The following is a 22,646-nucleotide window of genomic DNA, read 5'->3' as shown; positions in this document are numbered from 1 at the left end:
TTTTCTAGTATATTAGGTATAGATACTGACAGGGAGGAATTAATATGCAAAACATAATTAGAGTTGCAGTTGACGCAATGGGCGGTGATAATGCACCTGGTCAGATTGTTAAAGGCGCAGTTGAGGCAGTTAATGAGAGAAATGACATAAAAGTTTTTTTAGTTGGAAGAGAAGATATCGTAAATTCTGAACTACAACAATATACTTATAACAAAGATCAGATTGAAGTAGTTCATGCAAGTGATATTATTACAAACGATGAAGCACCAGTAATGGCTATTCGTCGAAAAAAAGATTCTTCTATCGTAGTAGCTATGAAATTAGTTAAAAATGGTGATGCAGACGCATTTATTTCAGCTGGAAGTACGGGAGCAATTCTTGTAGGCGGACAACTAATTGTAGGTAGAATTAAAGGCGTTGATCGCCCACCACTAGCACCATTAATACCAACAATTAAGGGAGTTTCTTTACTTGTTGATTGTGGGGCAAATGTTGACGCAAGGTCCTCTCATCTAGTACAATTTGCTAAGATGGGTTCTTTGTACATGGAACATATAGTGGGCATAAAGAATCCAAAAGTTGCCATTGTTAATATTGGTTCAGAAGAAGAGAAAGGTAATATGCTTGTAAAAGAGACATATCCCCTACTTAAAAACTGTGAAGATATTAACTTTGTTGGAAGCATTGAAGCGAGGGATATACCATACGGTGCAGCAGATGTCATTGTTTGTGAAGCCTTTGTGGGTAATGTAATACTTAAGCTATATGAAGGGTTAAGTTCGGCTTTAGTTGGAACAATCAAGAAAGGTTTGATGAGTACAACAAAAAGCAAGATAGGAGCGGCTCTTTGCAAAGGTGAACTTAAGAAGACGCTGAAAGGGTTTGATGCATCAGAATTCGGTGGTGCACCTATGTTAGGTCTTAATGGCCTTGTAGTAAAGACTCATGGTAGCTCAAAAAACACAGAAATCAAGAATGCAATCATTCAATGTGTATCTTTCAATGAGCAGAACATAAATGAGAAAATTAAAGAAAATATTATTTAGCACAAATTGTGTATATAAGCAAGTAAAAGAAAGGTGATAATTATGGAATTTGAAAAGTTACAAAAAATTATTAGTGAAGTATTAAATGTGGATGCAGATGAGATTACAATGGAAACTACTTTTGTAGATGATTTAGGAGCAGACTCTTTGGATATTTTCCAAATTATCATGGGAATTGAGGAAGAATTCGATATAGAAATCGCTAATGAAGCGGCAGAAGATATTGTTGCAGTAAGTGATGCTGTAGAACAAATCAAGAATGCACTTAACTAATATCGTGTAGGTCGACGGCGCCAACTTGAACGAGGTTTAATTTGGCGCCGTTTGTTTGATATATAAATTAAAACTAAGTAAACTTAAACTAAGCAAAGGTTATGGTAGAATATGAAAATTAATGAATTATTAAATGAATTTGAAGAAGTTATAAGTTATCAATATAATGATATTAAACTTCTTCGTCAAGCTCTTACACATAGTTCATTTGCTAATGAAAAGAGATTGGATAAATTAGCAAATAATGAGCGATTAGAGTTCCTTGGTGATGCAGTGCTTGAGCTTGTTACTAGTGAGTTTCTATATAAGAATAATGATAAGATGCATGAAGGGGATTTAACCAAGTTACGTGCTAGTATAGTTTGTGAGCAGACACTATCCTTATGCGCTAATGATATCAACCTTGGAAAGTATATTCAATTAGGTAAAGGGGAAGCTTCGACCGGAGGTAGAGACCGTGCATCTATTTTATCCGATGCAATGGAAGCAATAATTGGGTCAATATATCTAGATGGTGGTTTTACTAGTGCAAAAGAGTTTATTGATAAATTTATTTTATCAGATGTTGAGAATAAACAACTCTTTTTTGATAGCAAGACTATCTTACAAGAAATTGTACAGAGTGAATATAAAGATCCTTTAATTTATGAACTTATTGCCGAAGAAGGTCCTGACCATAATAAGAAGTTCACAGTGAAGGCATTTATAGGAGAAAAAGAGTTAGAAGTTGGAGTTGGAAGAACGAAAAAAGCAGCAGAACAACAAGCAGCATATCGTTCTATACTAGCGTTAAGAAGAAAAATCAAGAGAAACTAGAGACGTGGGTGGTGAAGCAATTTCATGTATTTAAAGAGTTTGGAGATACAGGGATTCAAATCCTTTGCTAATAAATTAGTGTTTGAATTCAAAGGTGGTATTACAGGTATTGTTGGCCCGAATGGAAGTGGTAAGAGCAACGTAGCAGATGCGGTTCGTTGGGTTCTTGGCGAGCAAAGTGCAAAGCAGCTTCGTGGGGCAAAGATGGAGGATATTATCTTCTCTGGTACACAGACTAGAAAACCGTTAGGTTTTGCTTATGTAGCAATTACGTTAGATAATTCAGATCATCAATTAGCAATCGATTATGATGAAGTTAAGGTTGCAAGACGTGTATATCGTTCTGGTGAAAGTGAATATTTAATTAATGGTACAAATTGTCGTCTGAAAGATGTGCAGGAGTTGTTTCTAGACACGGGTATCGGTAAAGAAGGATATTCTATTATCGGACAGGGTCAGATTGATAAGATATTAAGTGGAAAGCCAGAAGATCGAAGAGAGTTGTTCGATGAAGCGGCTGGTATAGTCAAATTTAAGAAGAGAAAAGCTACGGCAGAGAAGAATCTGGATGAAGAAAAACAGAATCTGTGCCGTATTAATGATATCTTGGCTGAAATTGAGAAACAAGTAGAACCTTTAGAGAAACAAGCTATTGTTGCAAAAGAATACCTTAAATATCGTGAAGAACTGAAAACATTAGATGTTAATATGTTCTTAATTGAATATGAGAGAATTCTAGAAGAACAAAAAAATGTTGACGAAAAATTACAAATTGCAGCTGGCGATTTAGATCGTTCGAAGAATTCCTTTGATCAAACGAAAGAGGAATATGAGAAGATAGAGGCCCAGATTGAAGAATTTGATACTGCTTTAGACGAAAAGAAGATGGATCTTAATAACTATCGTCTACATAAAGAAAAGTTAGAAGGCGACATAAAGGTATATAAGGAACAAATCACTGCTTCGGAGCAAAACAGAGAACATTATCAAGAACGTATTAATGCTGTTAATAAAGAATTAGAGGATAAAGAGGCTCAATTAAAAACTTACTATGAACAAAAAAGCTCTTTAGATGAAAAACTTGATTCCTTTGATGATGTTCAAGGTGAAACATATACAGAGTTAGAGAATATCCAAACAGAGATTACGTCTATTACGAATGCAATTGATGAGTGTAACTCGAAGATATATCATTACATGGAAGAGAATGCAAATCGTAAAGCCGAGATTCAAAAGTATGAAACAATACTTGAACAGAGTAGTATTGGAAAAGCTGCATTAAACCAACGAATATTAAAGAATAAGAGTAATGAATCCCTTCTAGAAATAGAGTGGAGTGAAAAGCAAGCATTGGCACAAGACATAGAGTCGCAGCTTCAAGAGATTCGAGATAAAAATACAGATGTTGAGAATAAACTTCGTGATTTACAGAATAATATTAAGGGAAAAGAAGAGGAATACCGTGATCTTCAACAGAAGTATCACCAAGAAAAATCCCGAATGGACTCCTTAAAGAATATGACGGAACGTTACGAAGGATATGGTAATAGTATCCGAAAGATTATGGAGTTAAAGCAGTCAAACCCAGGTATTGAGGGTGTCGTTGCGGATATAATCAAGGTTAAGAAAGAGTATGAGACAGCAGTTGAAATTGCACTTGGTGGTAGTATTCAGAATATCGTTACGGATAATGAAGTAACGGCTAAGAGTCTGATTGATCACCTTAAGAAAAATAAGTTTGGTAGGGCAACCTTCTTACCACTTACTTCTGTTAGTAGTAGAGGTGGCTTCAAAGATAACAATGTGCTTAAGGAACAAGGGGTTATCGGTTTAGCTAATTCTCTAGTTGAGCATGATAAGAAGTATGATGGATTAGTAGAATATCTGTTAGGAAGAATCGTTGTTGTTGATACAATTAATAACGCAATTGCCTTAGCAAAAAGATATAATTATTCCCTTCGAATTGTTACGGTAGAAGGTGAATTGCTTAGTCCTGGTGGTTCAATGTCTGGTGGTTCCTATAAGAACAATAGTAATCTATTAAGTAGACGTAGAGAAATTGATGAGATTGAATCAAAAGTAACAGCTATATCAAATCAGATGAAAGAAAATGCTACATTTGTTGAAACATGTAAGAAAGATAGAGAAAATTATCGTAATATATATGAATCAAATAAAACGAAATTACAAGAACTCTCTCTTTCACAAAATACGGTTAAGATGCAGATGCAACAAATCGAAAGTAAGAAGCAAGAAATCCATGCTCTTTATATTGAAATAAAGAAAGAAAGTACTGAAATTGATAATCAAGCACTAGAATTAAAGAGTGCAGTAAAACAGTTAAGAGAAATCCAAGAAGAAAATCAATCTAAGAGTAAAGAAGCAGAAGCTATGATGGCTGATTATGCAAAACAGTTAGAAGAGAAGAAACTGTTAGAAAAAGCATGTAATGACAAAGTTGCTTCCATAAAATTAGATTGTTCATCATTAGAACAACAAAATCAATACGTTGTAGAGAATATAAAGCGTGTAAAAGCCGAGATTGATAAGCTAAAGGATGAGTTACAAGAAATCCTATCTAAATTATCACAAGCTAAGCAACACATGGATTCAAGAGTTGAATTAACGAATAACACAAAGAGTCAACTTGAGAATGATGAAAAATTAATCAAATCATTAACAAAAGATTTAGAGGAAATGGTTGCAAAGAAAGAGAAGCTATCAAAAGACCATAAGGCGTTTCTTGCTAGACGAGAAGAATTATCTAATATGGTGAATGAATTAGATAAAGAAAGTTATCGTCTAACTGGACAAAGAGAAAAGTTAATGGAGCAGTTAGATACTCAAGTTAACTACATGTGGCAAGAATATGAATTGACATATAGTATAGCACTTGCTAAGAAGAATGAGGAATATGATGATATTACTCAGATGAAGAAGATGATTCAAAACTTGAAACAAAAAATCAAATCACTTGGTGATGTTAACGTTAATGCGATTGAAGATTATAAGAATCTATTAGAGCGTTATGAATTACTGAAGACACAACATGATGATTTGATTGAAGCAGAAGAAGTGCTGAAGAAAATTATCGAAGAATTAGATATTGAGATGAGAAAACAATTCAATGAAAAATTTGCTGAAATTCGAAGTCAGTTTGACCTTGTATTCAAAGAGTTATTCGGAGGAGGAAAAGGTACCCTTGAATTAATGGAGGGTGAGGATATCCTAGAAGCAGGTATTCGTATTATTGCACAACCTCCTGGTAAGAAGCTACAGAATATGATGCAACTTTCAGGTGGGGAGAAAGCACTTACAGCCATCTCGTTACTATTTGCAATACAGAATTTGAAGCCATCTCCATTTTGTTTACTAGATGAAATTGAAGCTGCTCTTGATGATGCCAACGTTAAGAGATATGCCAAGTATCTACACAAATTAACAACGCATACACAATTCATAGTAATTACTCATAGAAGAGGAACTATGGCAAGTGCAGATACCCTTTATGGTGTTACTATGCAGGAGAAAGGTGTTTCCACTCTTGTATCGGTAAATCTTATCGAAGGGGAATTGGAAGACAAAAAAGAACAAATATAATAGGAATAATAGAGGTGTAATATATGGGAGAAAAGAAGGGCTTTTTTAGCCGACTAGTATCTGGTCTTACTAAGACAAGAAACAATATCATATCGGGTATTGATAATATCTTCAAAGGTTTTTCAAGTATTGATGAAGACTTCTATGAAGAATTAGAAGAGATTTTAATTATGGCTGACTTAGGTATTAACACGACAACAGCAATTATTGAAAACCTTCAGGAGAAAGTAAAGGAACAAAAGATCAAAGAACCAAGCCAATGTAAGCAATTATTGATAGAAAGTATTAAGGAGCAAATGTCAGTTGATGAAACGGCTTATGATTTTGAAAATCAAAAATCAATTATCCTTTTAATTGGAGTAAACGGTGTTGGTAAAACAACGTCAGTTGGTAAATTAGCAGGTCAATTAAAGGATAGTGGTAAGAAAGTTATGGTAGCCGCAGCAGATACGTTCCGTGCGGCAGCAATTGAACAGCTTACGGAATGGGCAAACCGTGCTAATGTAGAGATTATTGCTCAAAGCGAAGGTTCAGATCCAGCGGCAGTAATCTATGATGCCGTTACCGCTGCGAAGGCTAGAAACACAGACGTATTACTTTGTGATACAGCAGGGCGTCTTCATAACAAGAAGAACCTAATGGAAGAACTTCGTAAGATTAGTCGTGTTATTGACCGCGAATACCCAGATGCGCATAAAGAAACTTTAGTAGTGCTAGATGGAACAACTGGCCAGAATGCACTTGCACAAGCCAAACAGTTTAGTGAAGTTGCGGATATTAATGGTATCATCTTAACAAAGTTAGATGGAACTGCAAAAGGTGGAATAGCGATAGCAATTCAATCGGAACTTGGAATTCCAGTCAAATACATTGGTATTGGTGAGAAGATAGACGATTTACAAAAATTCAACGCGGACGAATTTGTAAATGCTCTCTTTACAAACAATGAGGAACAAGCGTAAGTTATTATATTTATATAATAATTGTTCTGATAATAAAGAAGTTTCAAATTAGTAGAAATATTTGACTATACGAAATTGGAATATAAGTATTCTGATTTAGTTATACTAGTTTGAAACTTCTTTCGTGCATCCGTTGGTTTTTACCCGTTTTATGTGCTTTAAGGGGATTTTTAACTGTCTTTGGAATGGATACAAAGCAATCCGTAGGACGGACAAATAACTTGACAGATAATAAAATCGTGTTATCATAGTTTAAAGTGATGAATTTGAACAGAGCTATTTTGAATGTAAACAAAGGAGACAAAACTATGATGACATTGGAGAAATTTGAAGAAGCGACCGAAGCGGTCAAAAAAGTAATCCTTCGAACAAAACTTGTTTATAGTGACTATTTTTCAGACACAACTGGTAATAAAGTTTATTTAAAACCAGAAAACATGCAGTTTACTGGAGCATATAAAGTTAGAGGAGCGTATTACAAGATTAGTACTTTAACAAAGGAAGAAAGAGAGAAAGGGTTAATTACAGCATCTGCAGGTAATCATGCCCAAGGTGTTGCCTATGCAGCAAAACTGTATAATGCAAAAGCTACGATCGTAATGCCAACTACTACACCTCTAATTAAGGTAAATCGAACAAAGAGCTATGGTGCAGACGTTGTACTGCATGGTAATGTATATGATGATGCATATCAACATGCGTGTAAACTGGCGAAAGAAAAAGGATATACATTTATTCATCCATTTGATGATGAGGTAGTTGCAACAGGTCAAGGAACAATTGCAATGGAGATCTTCAAAGACTTACCAACAGTAGATATCATATTAGTACCAATTGGTGGTGGTGGTTTAGCAGCAGGGGTATCAACATTAGCAAAACTACTAAATCCGAATATCAAAGTGATTGGTGTTGAACCAGCAGGTGCTAATTGTATGCAGGAATCTGTAAAAGCAGGTCATGTAGTTACATTACCAGAAATTGATACAATTGCAGATGGTACTGCAGTTAAGACACCAGGAAGTAATATCTTTTCATACATACAAAATAATATAGATGAGATCATTACTATAGATGATCATGAACTAATTGTAGCATTCCTAGATATGATTGAAAATCATAAGATGGTAGTTGAGAATTCTGGATTACTAACCGTTGCAGCATTAAAGCACCTTGACTGCAAGAATAAGAAAGTAGTTTCCATCCTTAGTGGTGGTAACATGGACGTTATAACGGTGGCATCAATTGTACAACATGGTTTAATCGAACGTGAAAGAGTATTCACAGTAACGGTACAACTTCCAGATCGTCCAGGGGAACTTGTTAATGTTGCATCTGTAATTGCAAAGGAACAAGGCAATATCATTAAATTAGAGCATAATCAATTCGTAAGTATTAACCGTAATAGCGCGGTAGAATTAGAGATTACAATGGAAGCTTATGGACATGACCATAAAGAGAAGATAGTAAGTGCGTTGAAGAAGCATGGATATGATCCAAAGATTGTGAAACCAAAGAGTATGTACAGCTAGAAACTATGATAATAAAGAAATTTTAGTATTAATAAACCCCTAGAGTATAGTTTAACTATAACCTAGGGGTTTGTATTACTGATATCGAGTATCGATGGAAGTTCAATATACTTGTAAAAACATGGTTGAAAATATTAGAAAATAATAATCTAAAAACTAAGTATACTAAATTATAAACTGTAATTTATAAAAGGAATGGAAATATATGTTTACACATTAATAACTGTATGGTATAATTATTATATTCATAAATTCTAGAACTTATAGTCTGAAATCTTGCTAATAATCTGAGTTTAAATTCTTAATCAGGAATTACAATGAAAAATCCTATATTACCACACTAATTAGATACCCCACTATTTTAATGATATGTATTTAAAAACTTAAACCTTAAGGTAATTAAGTTCTATTGTTTTGTGTAGTACAAGTTTAAAGCGTAGTTTGGAGGTGTGTTTCGTAAAATATTATTATTAGCCAGTAAGAACTTACAAAAAACAGAAAAAGGAAGTGATATTACAGTTGACATAAGTTTGAAAATACGGTACTATATTGATAGTAAAAGAACATTAGTTCGCTACATAAAGGAGAGATAATAATGAGAGATGAAAATAAATTAAAAGCATTAGAGTCTGCATTGGCTCAAATTGAAAAACAATATGGTAAAGGATCTGTTATGAAACTTGGTGATACAAGTGCTCATATGAATATAGAAACAGTGCCTACGGGTGCATTAAGTCTTGACATTGCATTAGGTCTTGGTGGAATACCAAGAGGAAGAATCGTAGAGGTATATGGACCAGAATCAAGTGGTAAGACTACAGTAGCTTTACACATGGTTGCTGAAGTTCAAAACAGAGGTGGTATTGCTGGTTTCATCGATGCGGAACATGCTCTTGACCCAGCATATGCTAAGAATATCGGTGTTGATATTGATAATTTATATATCTCACAACCGGATAATGGGGAACAAGCATTAGAGATTACAGAGACAATGGTTCGTTCTGGTGCCGTTGATATCGTAATTGTCGATTCTGTTGCTGCGTTAGTACCTAAGGCTGAAATTGATGGTGATATGGGAGACAGTCACGTAGGTTTACAAGCAAGACTTATGTCACAAGCGTTACGTAAGTTAACAGCTGTAATCAGTAAATCTAATTGTATTGTTATCTTTATCAACCAGTTACGTGAAAAAGTGGGTGTAATGTTTGGTAGCCCTGAAACAACTACAGGTGGTAGAGCGTTAAAATTCTATTCATCAATCCGTCTGGACGTACGTAGAATTGAAGCGTTAAAACAAGGTGGAGAAATCGTAGGTAACCGTACAAGAATTAAAGTAGTTAAGAATAAGATTGCACCTCCATTCAAGGAAGCTGAATTTGATATTATGTTTGGACAGGGAATTTCAAGAGAAGGTGATGTACTTGACCTTGCTGCCAACGAAGGGATTGTTGTTAAGAGCGGTGCATGGTATGCTTACAATGATGCTAAGATTGGTCAAGGTAGAGAAAACTCCAAATTATATCTAAAAGAAAATCCAGATATATTTGAAGAAATTAAACAACAAGTTCGTGAAAAATTCAATCTGGATGGTGCAGCTACTGTTACAAGTAAAGTTGATGACGTTAATAAGGATATGGACGAAGAATAAGAATGATTCTTACAAAGATAGAACAGATCGACAAGAAGAGGTATCGGATATATATAGAGGAAGAATTCCAACTCCTACTATATGTTACGGATATTAGAAAACACAAGTTAGAAGAGCAGATGGAAATTACGCCAGAAGAGCTTGAAAAAATCTATAAAGATATCGTTCTAAGAAGAGCAAAGATGAAAGCAATGCTTTTACTTAAATCGATGGATTATTCAGAAAAGGGATTACGTGATAAACTTGCAAAACTATATTATCCGCAAAAGGCTATTAATGATGCACTTGAGTATGTAATTGGTTATGGATATATAGATGATGAACGTTATGCAAGGAATTATGTAAGATACAAGAAAGATACGCAAAGCCGTAAGCAGATTGAATTCACACTACAACAAAAAGGGGTATGCAAGGAATATATTACTATTGCTTTTGAGGAAGAATATAGTAATGAAAGCAATGCCCTTGTACGTGCAATAATTAAAAAGATTGGTTCATTAGAACGTATTGAGGAACTTACAGTTGATGAAAAACGTAAGGTAGGAGCTTATCTTTATCGAAAAGGCTTTTCTTCACAGGAAATACATGAATATATTTCGTTCTAATAGGGAAGTCTAGATTGTGGAATAAATTATTCCATAACTAGACTTTTCTTTATTTTTGGTTGTATTTTTCTTATGGAGATAGTAAATTACATAATTACAAATAAAATGAAAAAAAACATTTATTTACTCGAAATTTATACATTTTGCATAAAATTGTTAGAACGATACTTGACATCCAATCTAAAACAGTATAAAATTTAAGTGTTGTATTAACGTACAATGAAAATTGAATAAGGAGGTGCTCCTGTGCCAGAATTAGTAAAAATAATACTAGCTATTGTTATTACCTTGGTAATCGTCGCTCCTCTTGTATGGATTGCTGCTATTTCTTATAGAAAGAAAGTTTATGAAGAAAAGGTAGGCAATGCAGAAGATAAGGCAAGAGAAATCATAGATGAAGCTTTGAAAACAGCTGAAACTAAGAAACGAGAAGCCCTACTTGAAGCAAAGGAAGAGTCTTTAAGAACTAAGAATGAGCTTGAGAAGGAAACTAAGGAACGAAGAGCAGACTTACAACGTTACGAAAAGCGTGTTCTAACTAAAGAAGAGACTTTAGATAGAAAAACTGAAGCACTAGAAAAGAAAGAATCTAAACTTTCTGTAAAAGAAGCTGAACTTGATAAGTTGAGAGCAGAGGTTGAAGAACTTCATGACAGAAGATTACAGGAGTTAGAGAAGATTTCTGGACTGACCTCCGAACAAGCAAAAGATTATCTTTTAAAAACTGTTGAAGATGAAGTAAAACATGAAACAGCTATGTTAGTAAAAGAACTTGAAAGTAAGGCAAAAGAGGAAGCTGATAAAAAAGCAAAAGATTATGTTGTTACAGCTATCCAAAAATGTGCTGCAGACCATGTAGCAGAAAGCACTATTTCTGTAGTTCAACTTCCAAACGATGAAATGAAAGGTAGAATCATAGGGCGTGAAGGACGTAATATCCGTACTTTAGAAACTATGACAGGTGTTGATTTAATTATTGATGATACACCAGAAGCTGTAATTTTATCAGGATTTGATCCTATTAGAAGAGAAGTTGCTAGAATTGCTTTAGAGAAATTAATTGTAGATGGACGTATTCATCCAGCTAGAATTGAAGAAATGGTTGAAAAGGCACAAAAAGAAGTTGAAGTTATGATTCGTGAAGAAGGTGAAGCAGCAACTTTAGAAGTTGGTGTTCATGGAATTCACCCAGAACTAGTAAGACTTTTAGGTAAAATGAAGTTCAGAACGAGTTATGGACAGAATGCTTTGAAACATTCAATTGAAGTTGCACATTTATCTGGACTATTAGCTGGTGAAATCGGTGTAGATATTAAGATGGCTAAGAGAGCTGGATTATTACATGACATTGGTAAATCTGTCGACCATGAAATGGAAGGTTCACATATTCAAATAGGCGTTGATTTATGTAGGAAATACAAAGAATCCCCTATCGTAATCAATGCAGTAGAGTCACATCATGGTGATGTGGAAGCTGAAACATTGATCGCTTGTATAGTACAAGCTGCAGATACAATATCAGCTGCAAGACCTGGTGCAAGAAGAGAAACTTTAGAAACTTATACTAACAGATTAAAACAATTAGAAGATATTACGAATAGCTTTAAGGGTGTAGATAAGTCTTTTGCAATACAAGCCGGCAGGGAAGTACGTGTAATGGTAGTTCCTGAAGCAATCAGCGATGCTGATATGGTATTACTTGCTCGTGACTTATCAAAACAAATAGAGTCAGAATTAGAGTATCCAGGACAAATTAAGGTTAATGTAATTCGTGAATCAAGAGTAATTGATTACGCAAAATAGTGTAAAGTAATGATAATAAAGATATAGTGAAAGTTAATTTTCACTATATCTTTTTTTGCGTGTGGACACTTTTTAAAACATTAATAATCCGAATCAATAGTGTAATATTAGAATATAGCAACCGCATAAGAAACATTCATGAAAAAGTAGGAAACATTTCAAAGGAAATGCAATAAAATGGTAGTAAACTTGCAAAATATTAATAAGTAAAATAAGAGATTGCTATAAAACCACTGATATTTAAAGTGGTAGATCAAATAAGTCTGTTTAATAAGAATTACAACAAATAAAAACTTGCATTATTAGTCGTTCTATATTACAATAATGAAAGAAAGATAAATAGGAAAATACATAGATAAAATCATAAAAAATGGAATATTTCATTGCATTTAGTTAGAAAGGGTAGGTACACAATATGGCTTTAACATTATCAAGGAAGGCACAAGAAGTTAAACCTTCATCAACATTAGCAATAACTGCAAAGGCAAAGGAATTGAAGGCACAAGGTATCGATGTAGTAGGATTTGGAGCTGGAGAGCCAGATTTTAATACCCCTGAGAATATTAATAATGCTGCGATCAAAGCAATTCATGATGGATTTACTAAATATACACCAGCAGCTGGTATTGAAGAATTGAAGAAAGCAATCTGTACTAAGTTTGCTAATTTTAATAAATTACAATACCAACCAAATCAAATCGTTATCAGTAACGGTGGAAAACATTCTTTAACGAATATCTTTACTGCAATTTTAAACCCTGAAGATGAAGTAATTATACCTGCACCTTTCTGGTTAAGTTACCCAGAGATTATTAAGTTATCGGGTGGTGTTCCTGTTGTGGTAAGATGTGATAAAACACAGAATTACAAATTAACAGCTAAGCAATTGGAAGAAGCCTGTACGGAAAAAACGAAAGCTGTTATCTTGAATACTCCTAATAACCCTACAGGTATGGTATATTCAAAAGAAGAATTACAAGCCATTGCAGAGGTTGTTGTTAAGAAAGATATCTATGTTATTGCTGATGAGATGTACGAAAACTTAATCTATGGTGAAGATGTGCATGTAAGTATTGGTTCATTGGGAGAAGAGATCTATAAGAGAACAATTACATGTAGTGGTGTCGCTAAGAGTTATGCAATGACGGGCTGGAGAATTGGTTATACTGGGTCATCAGTTGAAATTGCCAAATTGATGGGAAGTATACAAAGCCATCAAACTTCAAACCCTAACTCAATAGCACAAAAAGCTACGGTTGAAGCTTTAACAGGGCCTCAGAAGACGGTTGAAGTAATGAAATATGAGTTCAACAAACGTAGAGAATATATGTATGATCGCTTAAGCAAGATGCCTTTAATTGACACGGTAGAGCCTACAGGAGCATTTTACTGTTTTATCGATATCAGTAATTTGTTGAATAAATCATACAAAGGAGAAAAAGTTGAAACAGTTAGTAAACTTGCAGCTATATTAATCGATGACTATAATGTTGCAGTTATTCCATGTGCAGACTTTGGATTTGATGATCATATTCGTTTATCCTATGCAATTTCATTGGAACAAATCCAAAAAGGATTGGATAGAATTGAAAAATTCATCAATGATTTAGCGTAAATATAAAACCTATGTAATAGTAAAGTTTATTATGATGGAATCTGTGATTCTATCATAAAGTAATACAAAGTCTATATAATATCATTCTGTTACTTTAATACGATGATATTGTATAGACTTTTCTACCTTTTAGGATTAAACTATTACTTATTGAGTAGAGTGTTATGTATTATAGCACGTTAGTCAATAGCTTTATAAGCACAAATTGACGTATCGTTTAAAAGCTGATATATTGTCGACGGTAAGAAGAGTTTTACATTTGACTAGGTTTAATAATTTTGAAAGGAGCATGATTATACTATGGAAGAATATAAGAGAGTAAAACGAGAATTAAAACATAAGGGAGCTATTGTAGAATTCTATTCGGATACAATGGAATTACCAAACAAAAAAATAGTAGAATGGGATCTCATTAATCATAAAGGAGCAGCAGCAATAATTCCTGTAGATGAGAATGGAAAGATTTTAATGGTACGCCAGTACCGAAATGCAATAGAAAAATATACATTAGAAATACCAGCTGGTGGTAAAGAGCCAGAAGAAGATATGATGACTTGTGCAATTCGAGAACTAGAAGAGGAAACTGGATACCGTACAGAGCACGTAGAACATCTTATCGACCTATATACAACGGTAGCCTTTTGTAATGAGAAGATAGGAATCTATTATTCAACGGAATTAATTCCATCAAAACAACATCTAGATGATGATGAGTTTGTAAGTGTTGAACGATATACTTTAGAGGAACTTGTAGAGATGATTTTCAATGGGACGATAGAAGATGCTAAGACGATTGCCGCAATCATGTCCTATAAAGCGAAAAGAAGTCTATAAGCAATCATTTTTTCTAGTCTTCCAACATATCATAGTATAACTAGTACATTTTTGTTAAGGGAGGAAACTGTATGAAGAGTACTATGAATATGTTGAAGAATCGAATAGGAATTTATCGCCTTGCAGCAATCCTTTTATTAATTGGTATTGTACTTGGGACTATAGCAGCAAATATATTACAAAGATTCTATCTGAATGATTTGGAGACGATTAACCGCTATTTTGGTACCAATGTAAATCTGATCAAAATCAATTATGGTAGTCTGATGAAATACATAATTACTAGTAGACTAAAGGAATTTATTTTTGTATGGATTAGTTGCTGTATGGTGTTTGGGATGCCTTTATTATCCTTGTTAATCACATATAAGGGTATATGTATAGGATTTGCATTATCTAGTTCGATATTGTGCTATGGATTCAAAGGAATCATTGTTTATTTTGCTTATATTTTTCCGCAATGTATAATATACATACCTGTATATATCCTGATGGTTAAGAAAGGCTATGACTTATGCGAGAATTTATATTTTAGTAGTAAAGTCTCGTTTAAAGGAAAGAAAAGTTTAACAAGGGAATACTTACCTATTATTCTGTTGTTATTGTTATTTCTGTGGATTGGTTGTATCGTTGAAACCTATATTAATAGTGCGTTAGTAAGGAATGTTGTTGAGTGGATTATGAAGCAGTAGCTTAGAAATTTATTTGACGGTATTTATCTACATATGAATTGATAATAAAAAGGCTGTTGCAATTGCAACAGCCTTTTATCTTATACTTGTTCAGCGATAGTATATAATAATGCTTCTGTTTCTTTCCAACCTAAACAAGGATCAGTAATTGATTTGCCGTAGATGTGGTCAGAAATCTTTTGACAACCTGGTTCGATGTAACTTTCAATCATTACACCTTTTACAAGAGTTGCAATATCATTAGATACTTTACGGCTGTGAAGAATTTCTTTAATGATACGAGGTTGTTGGTCGTATAATTTATTAGAATTTGCATGGTTTGCATCAACGATAGCAGCTGGATTTTGTAAGTCTCTTTCCCCATACATATCAACTAGACGAATTAAATCTTCATAGTGATAATTAGGAATTGATTGACCATGTTTGTTAACAGCTCCACGAAGGATTGTATGAGCGAGTGGGTTTCCTGAAGTTTCTACTTCGAATGCACGATATAGGAAAGTGTGACTACATTGTGCTGCGACAACAGAGTTTAACATTACAGAAAGGTCACCACTTGTAGGATTCTTCATACCGGCAGCAACATCCATACCACTGATAGTGAGTCTATGTTGCTGATCTTCAACAGAACGAGCACCAACAGCTACATAGGATAAGATATCGTCTACATAAGGCCAGTTTTCTGGGTATAGCATCTCATCAGCGGCAGCAAGACCAGTTTCGGCAATAGCGCGTAGATGCATTCTTCTCATAGCCATTAAACCTTCCTTAAGATCAGGTTCTTTCTCTGGGTTTGGTTGATGAACGATTCCTTTATAGCCTTCTCCAGTTGTTCTAGGCTTGTTTGTGTAGATACGAGGAATAATTATTAATTTGTCAGATACTTTATCTTGAACTTTTGCAAGACGATTTATGTAGTCACATACAGAATCTTCATTATCTGCAGAACAAGGACCAATAATAACTAGAAATTTATCTGATTCACCTGTAAGGGCTTTTTTGATCATTTCGTCGCGATTTGCCTTCCATTTAGCATGTTCAGCTGGAACTGGTAAGGCTTGTTTTAATTCTGATGGGGACATTACTTCTTTGATTATTTTGAAACTCATTCTAATTCTCCTTTACTATTTAAAATTCATAAGAATTATGGTAATATATTAGAAACTAACTAGTTTCTCTTAATTATATTGAGAGCTGAAAGTTATACCTACTAATAATCCATGAATAATATGAAACAATTGCGTATAATAATACGTTAATATGTCGAAGTCTATTGTATACGTTTTCAGATAATAAGTCAAATCTTAAGTGAAATATAATGAAACATTATTTATATAGAATATAGGGGGAAAGATGGTTAAGACAAAAAAGAAGATCCTTAGTTACTTCCTAATATGTAGTATACTAGTATTAACACTAAGTGCTTGTCAAAGTAATTCGAATAATAATAATGATAATAGAACGGAAAAGAGTACTGCGACATCAAATAATAAAGAGGATAGTGATACAATAAAAGGAGGTGCTGTGACTGAGGAATATAACCAACAAACAAGCAATGTTAGTAACAATAATGAAATGAGTAAATCCAGTAAAACGAATGAATCCAATGAATCTAATGAATCCAATGACTCAGAGAAGCCTAATAAACCGAATGAACCAAATAGTTCTAATGTTTCTAATGTGCCAAATGATACGAACAATCCGAATTCCTCAAATAATCCGAATAATGCGAATGAATCAAATACTACGAATGCTCCAAATGATACTAATAAAGGGAATACGTCTAATTCTCCTAATACATCAAACACTCCAGTGGAATCCAATAGTCCGAACAGTACGTATTCCTCGAATGAGATGAACACACCAAATTCTCCCAATCATTAGGTGAGATAGTAGTTGTAATTTTCAGCTATAACCTTATAGCCGGTTTTGTGATAAACTCTATTGGCTGCCTGGTTTTTCTTGTCTACAAACAAAGTACAGAATTGATTTCCTTGTTCAAGAATAGATTTGCTCAAATGATACATAATGGCAGTAGCATAGCCAAGGCCGCGGTAATTGTTTGCTGTATAGACATAGCTAATAGAAGAACCGTTTAGTAATTTCCTTGTAGTACAGGCCATAGATACTGGAATGTTATCGGTATTGAAAAATAAATAGTATAAATTATTATTGATTTGTTCCTTAACCATATCAATGATACGATCATATTCTAAACGTAAATCTAAAACATCATTTCCGAATAATACATTCCAGTGAGTGATGGTATCTAGATCAGATAGCTCAGCTTGGCGGAAAAATCCATTGGGGATATTGATTGTTTGTACATCACGCAACTCTAAGATATCGCTTCTTAAGTATTCTTTGAATATGGAAGAAGGTGATTTCTTAGTATAATAAGTTATGAAGTTATTACATATTACTGAGTTGCCACTTATTCCTTTAACAGGAATATTAATTTCTAGGAGGTACTTTATTAGCAATTTAATGGCAGCTTGCAGTAAAGGTTTCTCTTCTATAGGAGCAACGATCTGAAGATTATAAGGAGTTACGTTGGAAAAGAGTAGGATTACTTGATTGCATTCAGTTATTGTACCAAAGAAACAGGTGTTACATGAGGGGACAGTGAGTTTTTGCAAGGCATTATAGATGATTAATTGTGTTAAAGCTTCGTTATCAACTAATAAAGGTTGATTAGCCTTTAAGAAAGATTGTGCATTTTTATAAGTATGTAATCTCATATAAATCCTCCTAATTTGATTATGTCGCTTTGGATTGTTATTTTAGTTATTAGTAAGTCTTCACAATAGATTTTTAAATAATGATTCAGATAATTTTTAATTAAGAACTTTTGACATACGAATCTTTATATTATTATAATACATAATATTGGATAGGAAATAAATGATAAATTGGTATCAGTTTATGTAATATATTGGACAAGTTGTGAGGATTTAGGTTATCGTGTGGTAAATAGATAAAAAGAAAGACAGTTTTCTATGAATAGAAAACTGTCTTTCTTTAATATCTATAGTTATAGATTACGTTAGTAGTATTTATCTTAAAAATACAAGATAACCAAAATATGCAACATAACAAGTAATCATAATAATACCACCAGTTTTTCCAACCTTACGGTCACGGAATACACAGACAAGTAAAATTACAGCAGCAGCTATTGCTACAAGGGCATCAACGATGAAACTTCTTGCAAAGTTGATTGGTGTTATCAGAGAAGTTGTTGACAGTACGAATAAGATATTGAATAAGTTACTACCAACAATGTTACCAACTGCAATGTCGTCTTTTCCTTTCTTAGCAGCAGTAATAGAAGTAATTAGTTCTGGTAAGGATGTACCAAAAGCAACGATTGTCAAGCCGATAAAACGAGGGCTCATACCGAAGATTTCAGCAATTTTCGATGCACTGTCGACTGTTAAATCACTACCGATAATGATAGCTGCCATACCAAGAATTGTTATTAATATTAATAGGGGCATTTTATCCTTTTCATTAGCTTCCGGGACGTCATCCATTTGTGCCTTCCCAGATTTTGATAACCTGATTAAGTATAGGAAGAACACAATGAACATTATCCAAAGAATTACACCATCAATGAAACTAAGTTTACCATCTAATCCAAGTAAGAGTAGGACCGAAGTCGTAATAATTACATATGGTAACTCAAAGTATAGTGTTGATTTTTGAATGCTTAATGGAAGGATTATGCACGTAATACCTATAATGATTAGGATATTGAATATGTTACTACCCAAGACATTACTTATTGCGATGTCTGCATTTGCATTAAGCGCAGCATTGATACTTACTGCAGCTTCTGGAGCACTTGTACCGAAGGCAACAATGGTTAAACCGATGACAAGTTGTGGAATATGGAATTTGTCGGCAATTTTTGATGATCCTTCTACAAACTTGTCTGCACCTTTAATAAGAAGTACAAATCCTAAGGCTAGAAGGAGTAGTTGAATAATTATTTGCATAAATTCACCTTTTCTTTCGAGTAATTTTCTATAACTATATATAAATGATAAAATAGTCAAAAAATATTGTAGGATGATTGATAAATTATGTCAAGGATTTTCCATAAATTAAAAATAAAACATTTATTAGGATGTGATTATCATTGCGAAAAATTATGAAAATTGTAGTCATTGCAATTAGTATTTTGTTGGTTGGGAACTTTTTATACCAAAGGACATCAGTATATTTTTTGGATATGCCCGATTTGCCATTTTCCTTACACCTGAACAAAGAAAGTATCGTTTTGGAAAAAGGAGATACATTTCGGTTGTCTGTTTTTTCTATTAATAAAAGGGTACATTATAGTTCAAAAGATTTTAAAGTTGCATATGTGAACCTTAATGGTAAGATATTTGCTAAGAAGCCAGGGGTAACCTTTATTACTGCGAAAGTAGGTAAGAAAACGTTACGATGTAAAGTACGGGTTATAGCAATTAATAGAAAAACTTTAACACTTGAGGTGGGGGAGAAGTATCAATTTCATATCGAAGGGGATGGAATCATAAGTATTGTTGCTTGGAAATCAAGTGATTCTTCCATAGCTTACGTGAATGATTATGGATATGTGACCGCCAAAAGGAAAGGGACAGTAGTAATAACTGCTAAAACACATGGGAAAAAGCTTACATGTAAACTAAAAGTCGAATAGTAATTGTCATATTTTTAAGATAAGCTGATTAAAATATAGTAATACTTACGAATATTAGAAGAGGGAAAAATGATTAGGAAGAGGCTATATAAGTTAATCGCACTTCTTGTATTATTAGTAATGGTTGCATCTAGTGTTGTTAGTGCATCAACCATTAGCAGACAAGTGTCAAAAAGCAGTAAGTTGCTAAGCACACAGGATGATACGAACAAGGATAAAACCAATGATGGGGTGAATGAGCAAAAGAAAGAATCAAATGAAAAGAAAGAAGATTCACAGCAAGAAGAGAAGACGACAAACGAAGATTCACAACAAGAAGATAAAAAGGAAGATAAGCAAGAAGAAAAAGCAACGCAAATTGATACAAATGAACAAAAAGAAAATAGTGATACAAATGAATCAACAGAGAGCGATACACAAAATGTACAGGTTGTACAATCAGACATTGGTTTTACATTAGATTCCAATAGTGTCGTACTTATGGAAGCTTCAACTGGAGCAATACTGTATTCGAAGGATATGGATAAGCAAGTAGAACCAGCTAGTATAACTAAGATAATGACTATGTTACTTATCTTTGATGCGATTGATTCTGGAAAAATTAAATTAGAGGATTCTGTTAGTGTAAGTGAGCATGCTGCTTCCATGGGAGGATCGCAGGTTTATCTTGAACCTTATGAGACGCAAACGGTAAATGATATGATCAAATGTATTAGTATTGCAAGTGCGAATGATGCTTGTGTTGCTATGGCTGAATATGTAGCTGGATCAGAAGAGGAATTCGTTAATCGTATGAATCAGAAAGCACAAGAATTAGGAATGAAGAATACGCATTTTGTGAATAGCTGTGGATTAGATGTAGCAGATCATTATTCAAGTGCGCTAGATGTAGCGCTTATGTCTAGAGAACTTATTACAAAACATCCTGAAATTAGTAACTATTCAACAGTTTGGATGGATACGATTACACATACAACGAAGAAGGGAACTAGTGAGTTTGGGCTTACGAATACCAATAAACTTGTTCGTACATATAAGGGAATAACAGGTCTTAAGACTGGATCAACTGGAAAGGCGAAATATTGCCTATCTGCATCAGCAAACCGCAATGGTATGGATATGATTGCAGTAGTAATGGGGAATCCTAATCCATTACAAAGATTTGTCGAAGCAGCTAAACTATTAGATTACGGTTTTGCTAATTGTAGTCTATTCATTGATGACCATAAGGAGCTGACAATTGAACCAGTTAAGGTAAAGAAAGGCCTGGAAGAAACCGTTGAAGGTAAGCCTAATGGAGAATTTCATTATCTGTGTTTAACGAATACAAATCCAGATGAGATTAAAAAGGAAATTACTATGGTAGAGGAAATTACTGCCCCTATTGAAGAAGGTAGTAAACTTGGTGAAATCGTATATACATACAATGGAAAGAAAATAGGTTCCATAGATATTGTTGCGGTTAAGCAAGTAAAGGAAGCTAAATTCAAAGATTATCTAGGAAAAGTAATTCAAAAATTCTTCTTATCAGATAAGAAATAACATGCTATAATGAAGCATTAGGAGTCCATTTATTAAAATATAGGAGGTCGGGAATGATGGAAACAATTTTTGTTATAGGTATTATCATTATCCTATTTGTATTCCTAATGCATAAGGAGAATCATCATTTGACAGTTTCTAAGTATAAGATACATTCAGATAAATTACCTGCAGAGTTTGATAATGTAAAGATAGTATTATTAACGGATTTACATAATAATTCGTTTGGTAAAAACAATGAGCATCTACTTAGAAGAATAAGAAATGAACATCCTGATTATATCATGGTCGCAGGAGATATGCTAATTGGTCATAATAAGGCAGACTATTATGATACATTAAATCTTCTTGAAACCCTTAGTAAAGAATTCGGCATCTATTATGTGAATGGTAATCACGAACAGAAGCTAGCCGAAGGGGAAGAAACGAAAGATACCATATACAAAGAATACCATGATATCTTAGCAGCATATGGAATACATTTTGTGCATAATAAGACTATTAAAATAAAGAGAAAAGATGCTACCATTAATGTAACAGGTTTAGAAATCGCATCTGATTATTATCATAAGATTAATCGTCCAGAAATGACGAATGAATATATTAAAAAGTGCATTGGAAGATGTGATCCAAAAACATATACAATACTATTGGCACATAATCCAATGTACTTTAATTATTATGCTGATTGGGGAGCAGATTTGGTATTATCTGGTCATGTGCATGGAGGTATTATGCGTTTGCCACTCCTTGGGGGAGTAATATCACCGCAATATATTCTGTTTCCTCATTTTGATAGCGGTAGATTTGAACTGAATTCCTCTACTATGTTGCTCTCTAGGGGATTAGGTGTTCATACAATAAAAATCCGAATATTTAACCGCCCAGAGATCATGGTATTCACTTTGAATAAAGAATAATTAGTGGACAATAGGTTGGAATTAATGGAGAATTGTGCTTGCTTAATTTCGGATATCTTACTATAATGGGA

19 protein-coding genes are annotated in these 22,646 nt (G+C 33.7%); 16 read left to right on the top strand and 3 right to left on the bottom strand.

The genetic code is table 11. The features are described from left to right. The first annotated feature begins 44 nt into the window (after window positions 1-44). The 12 genes from plsX (at window position 45) to BUB90_RS00585 (ending at window position 15,423) form a co-directional block, all read left to right on the top strand. On the top strand, window positions 45-1,046 hold the full coding sequence (gene plsX / locus BUB90_RS00640) for a phosphate acyltransferase PlsX (RefSeq protein WP_073281694.1): 1,002 nt from the start codon (window positions 45-47) through the stop codon (window positions 1,044-1,046). A gap of 42 nt (window positions 1,047-1,088) precedes the next feature. Further along, window positions 1,089-1,319 carry an acyl carrier protein gene (gene acpP, locus BUB90_RS00635; RefSeq protein WP_073281692.1) on the top strand — a complete coding sequence of 77 codons (231 nt, stop codon included), beginning with the start codon at window positions 1,089-1,091 and terminating at the stop codon, window positions 1,317-1,319. A gap of 117 nt (window positions 1,320-1,436) precedes the next feature. Next, entirely contained in the window at window positions 1,437-2,135 is a 699-nt protein-coding gene (gene rnc, locus BUB90_RS00630; RefSeq protein WP_073282521.1) for a ribonuclease III, read from the top strand. A gap of 24 nt (window positions 2,136-2,159) precedes the next feature. Next, window positions 2,160-5,735, top strand: coding sequence for a chromosome segregation protein SMC (gene smc / locus BUB90_RS00625; protein WP_073281690.1), 3,576 nt, complete (start codon window positions 2,160-2,162; stop codon window positions 5,733-5,735). A 23-nt stretch (window positions 5,736-5,758) separates the two neighbouring features. Beyond that, window positions 5,759-6,697, top strand: coding sequence for a signal recognition particle-docking protein FtsY (ftsY, locus tag BUB90_RS00620; RefSeq protein ID WP_073281688.1), 939 nt, complete (start codon window positions 5,759-5,761; stop codon window positions 6,695-6,697). 308 nt (window positions 6,698-7,005) lie between these two features. Beyond that, entirely contained in the window at window positions 7,006-8,226 is a 1,221-nt protein-coding gene (gene ilvA, locus BUB90_RS00615; RefSeq protein ID WP_073281686.1) for a threonine ammonia-lyase, read from the top strand. Window positions 8,227-8,821: 595 nt separating this feature from the next. Further along, the gene (gene recA, locus BUB90_RS00610; protein ID WP_073281684.1) at window positions 8,822-9,874 is read left to right on the top strand and encodes a recombinase RecA; all 1,053 of its coding nucleotides are present in this window, start codon (window positions 8,822-8,824) and stop codon (window positions 9,872-9,874) included. A gap of 2 nt (window positions 9,875-9,876) precedes the next feature. Further along, window positions 9,877-10,479, top strand: coding sequence for a regulatory protein RecX (locus tag BUB90_RS00605; protein WP_073281682.1), 603 nt, complete (start codon window positions 9,877-9,879; stop codon window positions 10,477-10,479). Window positions 10,480-10,725: 246 nt separating this feature from the next. Beyond that, window positions 10,726-12,282, top strand: a complete 1,557-nt coding sequence (rny, locus tag BUB90_RS00600; RefSeq protein WP_073281680.1) for a ribonuclease Y — start codon at window positions 10,726-10,728, stop codon at window positions 12,280-12,282. Window positions 12,283-12,697: 415 nt separating this feature from the next. After that, entirely contained in the window at window positions 12,698-13,897 is a 1,200-nt protein-coding gene (locus BUB90_RS00595) for a pyridoxal phosphate-dependent aminotransferase (RefSeq protein WP_073281678.1), read from the top strand. A 300-nt stretch (window positions 13,898-14,197) separates the two neighbouring features. After that, a complete protein-coding gene (locus tag BUB90_RS00590; protein ID WP_073281676.1) occupies window positions 14,198-14,731 on the top strand; it encodes an NUDIX hydrolase in 534 nt (177 codons plus the stop codon). Between the two features lie 71 nt (window positions 14,732-14,802). Next, a complete protein-coding gene (locus tag BUB90_RS00585) occupies window positions 14,803-15,423 on the top strand; it encodes a stage II sporulation protein M (protein WP_073281674.1) in 621 nt (206 codons plus the stop codon). A gap of 80 nt (window positions 15,424-15,503) precedes the next feature. On the opposite strand, the gene BUB90_RS00580 is transcribed toward BUB90_RS00585, so the two are convergent. Beyond that, window positions 15,504-16,532 carry a 3-deoxy-7-phosphoheptulonate synthase gene (locus tag BUB90_RS00580; RefSeq protein WP_073281672.1) on the bottom strand — a complete coding sequence of 343 codons (1,029 nt, stop codon included), beginning with the start codon at window positions 16,530-16,532 and terminating at the stop codon, window positions 15,504-15,506. A 244-nt stretch (window positions 16,533-16,776) separates the two neighbouring features. Between BUB90_RS00580 and BUB90_RS00575 the strand changes: the two genes are divergently transcribed. After that, on the top strand, window positions 16,777-17,307 hold the full coding sequence (locus BUB90_RS00575) for a hypothetical protein (RefSeq protein WP_073281670.1): 531 nt from the start codon (window positions 16,777-16,779) through the stop codon (window positions 17,305-17,307). Here the strand turns inward: BUB90_RS00575 and BUB90_RS00570 are convergent. Both BUB90_RS00570 and BUB90_RS00565 read right to left on the bottom strand, forming a co-directional pair. Further along, window positions 17,304-18,164, bottom strand: coding sequence for a GNAT family N-acetyltransferase (locus BUB90_RS00570; RefSeq protein ID WP_073281668.1), 861 nt, complete (start codon window positions 18,162-18,164; stop codon window positions 17,304-17,306). The two genes, BUB90_RS00575 and BUB90_RS00570, sit on opposite strands and share 4 nt — an antisense overlap. Before the next feature lie 315 nt (window positions 18,165-18,479). Continuing rightward, window positions 18,480-19,424 (bottom strand): calcium/sodium antiporter, encoded by a 945-nt coding sequence (locus BUB90_RS00565; protein ID WP_170865419.1) that lies wholly within the window; start codon window positions 19,422-19,424, stop codon window positions 18,480-18,482. 143 nt (window positions 19,425-19,567) lie between these two features. On the opposite strand from BUB90_RS00565, the gene BUB90_RS00560 reads away from it, so the two are divergent. From BUB90_RS00560 to BUB90_RS00550, 3 genes are all read left to right on the top strand, one after another. Continuing rightward, window positions 19,568-20,113 carry an Ig-like domain-containing protein gene (locus tag BUB90_RS00560; RefSeq protein ID WP_073281666.1) on the top strand — a complete coding sequence of 182 codons (546 nt, stop codon included), beginning with the start codon at window positions 19,568-19,570 and terminating at the stop codon, window positions 20,111-20,113. 69 nt (window positions 20,114-20,182) lie between these two features. Continuing rightward, window positions 20,183-21,655, top strand: a complete 1,473-nt coding sequence (locus BUB90_RS00555; protein WP_242952450.1) for a D-alanyl-D-alanine carboxypeptidase family protein — start codon at window positions 20,183-20,185, stop codon at window positions 21,653-21,655. A 53-nt stretch (window positions 21,656-21,708) separates the two neighbouring features. Continuing rightward, entirely contained in the window at window positions 21,709-22,575 is an 867-nt protein-coding gene (locus BUB90_RS00550) for a metallophosphoesterase (RefSeq protein WP_073281664.1), read from the top strand. Window positions 22,576-22,646: the final 71 nt, after the last annotated feature.

Source organism: Anaerosporobacter mobilis DSM 15930 (genome assembly GCF_900142955.1).
GTDB lineage: Bacteria > Bacillota > Clostridia > Lachnospirales > Lachnospiraceae > Anaerosporobacter > Anaerosporobacter mobilis.
The sequence above is the reverse complement of the archived record's forward strand: the minus strand, read 5'-3'. Positions and strand labels throughout refer to the sequence as shown.